This window comes from Desulfobacula sp., from assembly GCF_021107415.1.
On record NZ_JAIOSW010000011.1, the window covers coordinates 1 to 3212 of the forward strand.

5 protein-coding genes are annotated in these 3212 nt (G+C 37.4%); 3 read left to right on the forward strand and 2 right to left on the reverse strand.

The window, feature by feature from the left end:
- The coding region (locus tag K8S13_RS00445) for an ABC transporter permease (protein ID WP_291459631.1) at positions 1-616 on the reverse strand (616 nt) is incomplete at its 3' end.
- Between the two features lie 224 nt (positions 617-840).
- Between K8S13_RS00445 and K8S13_RS00450 the strand changes: the two genes are divergently transcribed.
- The gene (locus K8S13_RS00450; RefSeq protein ID WP_291459632.1) at positions 841-1341 is read left to right on the forward strand and encodes a MarR family winged helix-turn-helix transcriptional regulator; all 501 of its coding nucleotides are present in this window, start codon (positions 841-843) and stop codon (positions 1339-1341) included.
- 1 nt (position 1342) lies between these two features.
- Here the strand turns inward: K8S13_RS00450 and K8S13_RS00455 are convergent, their stop codons facing one another.
- Positions 1343-1996 (reverse strand): transposase, encoded by a 654-nt coding sequence (locus K8S13_RS00455; RefSeq protein ID WP_291459635.1) that lies wholly within the window; start codon positions 1994-1996, stop codon positions 1343-1345.
- A gap of 521 nt (positions 1997-2517) precedes the next feature.
- Here K8S13_RS00455 and K8S13_RS00460 point away from each other — a divergent pair.
- Positions 2518-2721, forward strand: a complete 204-nt coding sequence (locus tag K8S13_RS00460) for a cold-shock protein (protein ID WP_291459633.1) — start codon at positions 2518-2520, stop codon at positions 2719-2721.
- A gap of 316 nt (positions 2722-3037) precedes the next feature.
- Positions 3038-3202 (forward strand): hypothetical protein, encoded by a 165-nt coding sequence (locus tag K8S13_RS00465; RefSeq protein ID WP_291459634.1) that lies wholly within the window; start codon positions 3038-3040, stop codon positions 3200-3202.
- The last annotated feature ends 10 nt before the right edge of the window (positions 3203-3212 follow it).

Here is a 3212-nt window from a genome sequence, read left to right on the forward strand (position 1 = left end):
CAGCCCTTGTCTGGCGCATCATGTGTGCCGTCACCACACAGGTGAGTGTCAGGGAGGGCAGTAAAATCGCATATATTTTGCTGCCAAACCCCATGTGTTTATCAAGGATTGCCAGACTTGGAAAAAGGTTCAGCTTAACCGAGAAAAGGCTAATCAGGATATAGGCGATAAAAAATTCCGGAAAAGAGATAAAGGAGAGGGTGGTGGTTGAGATTAATTTATCAAAAAAGGTATTTCGATAAAATGCCGCAAGCATACCCAAAAAAATGGCCAGAGGCACAGCGATCACGGCGGTGGTTAAGGCCAGAAACAGGGTGTTGGAAAGCCGCCAGCCAATCAACTCGGAAACAGGCCTGCCATTGGCCAGGGAGGTGCCAAAATCGCCATGGACAAAATCCTTAAGCCATTCACCATACCGGATATGGGGTGGTAAATCCAGTTTGAGCTCTTTTCTAAATGCCGCTACCGTCTCGGGGGTGGCGGATTGTCCCAGTACGGTCTCGGCCACATCCCCGGGCAGAAGCTCTATGCCAATAAAGATAATCACCGAGATAACAAAGATGGTTATCAGACTTGCACCCCAGCGTTTGAGAATTAAAAGTAAAACATTATTCATGGATGAATCAATCTTCTTTTTTAGTTAATAATTGTTAATTTTCAATAAATATATATCGAGTACTAACTAATTTGTCAAATGGGCCTTTTCCGTATGATTTGCATTCGTATTGACATTCAGTCTGTAAGACATTATAAATTATCAATTAAAACATAGAGGGCTATGGATTAATTGATTGGTTTTAATCGGTTCCAGAATCCCAGATTTAATGATATTAAGGGGCGATGATGCGCAATACAAATGATGAGCGATGCAGAAATCTTTTGATAGCCCTGCGGAAAATGATTCAAGCCATTGATCGGCATTCAACCAATTTGAAAAAAAAATTTGGGTTGACAGGACCCCAGCTTATTCTTTTGCAGTCAATATCTGCGCATGATAGAATTTCTGTGACACAACTTTCAAAAGACGTCAGCTTAAGCCAGGCAACCGTGACGGATATTACAAAACGGCTTGAAAACAGAAATTATATTACACGGACAAGAGACATAGATGACAAGCGGAAAACCAATATAGCGCTTACGGAAAATGGAAAAGCAATACTCAATACAGTTCCTCCGCTTTTCCAAGAAAAGTTCACCGAGCGGTTTTCCAAATTAGAGAGTTGGGAGCAATTAATGATTGAAAGTTCATTTGAACGTGTTGTTTCCATGATGTCTGCAGAAAATATTGATGCCTCCCCAATACTGGTAACCGGATCAATGAGCCCAATAGACCCCAAATAAATTATAAACCTTGATCTAAAACTTCCGAAATAACTGGAAGAGGGGTTTTAGCTTCCAACATGTTTCTGGCAAGCGTGCTTCTCAAGGAATGTAGTCCGCAATGTACGCCACCGATACGCCGACGGATTTGATGTACAGCGAACTTATTCCCCATCAAAGCCAGTGAACCTTTTGAAAATGGAAAGATCCCACTCTTTTTTTCATTTAAGAATCCAGGGAATATCCTATCAACAATGGTATGAATTCTGCACCTTACTGCGGTCGCAATACTCACAAGCTTTCGCCTTTGTCGAACAAGCGTTCTTAGAGTCCAATAAATTCCAGATTGGGCAGGAAAGCAATTGCCCCTACAGCTTATAAGCATTTTACAGATGCCCATTAAATCCAAACGATCAGCACTTGCCTGCATATTTTCACGTTGTTTTTTGGCATCATGAGCATTTACTCCTGCCACCAGACAATTTTCTGAACGTAAAGCAAAGATAAAGTAATCAGCATATGAGCCACAATCTTCACCTCCATAAAAAACATGTACAGGTTTAATACCATGATGAAGACAAGATTTTCTAACTTGATCAATCAGATAATTTTTACCGTCGGGTGAATTTTTTACTGAGAAAGGCTTTCGGATAATCTTTCCATTACCATTGCAGATTGATCTTTTAAAATATCACTAAATATAACTATTTAGATGGTACATTGTGTTTATGGGGAGCTTCACCCTTTTTAATAAAAAATTATTCTGTGCTCAGTTTAAAATATACTGAAAAAATGAAACTGTTACTCAAAAATAATTGAGCCGTGACTCTGTGTGAGATCATTTGAAATACTCTCACAAAATCACACCATCAATTATTTTTAAAGGTACCAGTATATAGACGTTAATGAGCCGGTTAAGCCAGCTCAAGTATTATTATCCTGTACGTAAGTTTTTTGTCCACGAAAATATCAAGATTTCAAAACCTATCTTTCAGCTGATGAAATTGGAGAAGTCCACATACTAATGAATTGCTTATTTAAATATAATTACCATTTAGTGCTTGGCTTTAACTGATATTCATATTTTATAGCTAAGATTGATCTGTTTCAAGCAAGGGGCATATTCTCGAACAGAATCAGAGCTGCTCTTATGTATGAAACTTGTCTTTTTACATTTTATAACAGGAGACTGCCAATATGGCTACAGGTACAGTAAAATGGTTTAACGACTCAAAAGGTTTTGGATTTATTGAACAAGAAGATGGAGGAAAGGATGTTTTTGTACATCACTCAGCTATTAATTCAACAGGTTTTAAATCTTTGAATGAAGGAAATCGTGTTTCATTTGATATTGAACAAGGACAAAAAGGTCCTGCCGCAGCAAATGTCACCGTTCTGTAGATAGCTTCTTGATTTGCTAAAAAAGTTCCTGGATGGAAAGTTGTTCGGGGGCTTTTTTTTTTACAAATTACATTAATTTGAATTTGAAATCTTAAAACAAATTTGCGTTAAACTAAAATTTGTACTAATATATACCCATGCCAATTGAACCGAATCTTAAATGGGATTGATGTGCTTTTCCTCTAATTCCCATTGAAGACGCTTGATCAAGTACAATCAAATGAATATTAATTAGTTAAGAATTTATTTTTCGCTTTTAGTTGTTCTTTTTTCTGTAAGGTTGGATTTTGACTTCTATAATATATAGGACAAAATTATGGAAAAATGCGAATGGAAATTTATTATTGATGAAAATGAAAATCATTACGAATCCGAATGTGGTGGTGAATGGTTTTTTTTCGAGGGCACCACAAAAGAAAATCAAATGACCTTATGTCCATTTTGCGGTGAACCTATTCACGAGTGTGAGTCAATAGCATAAAATACTATAC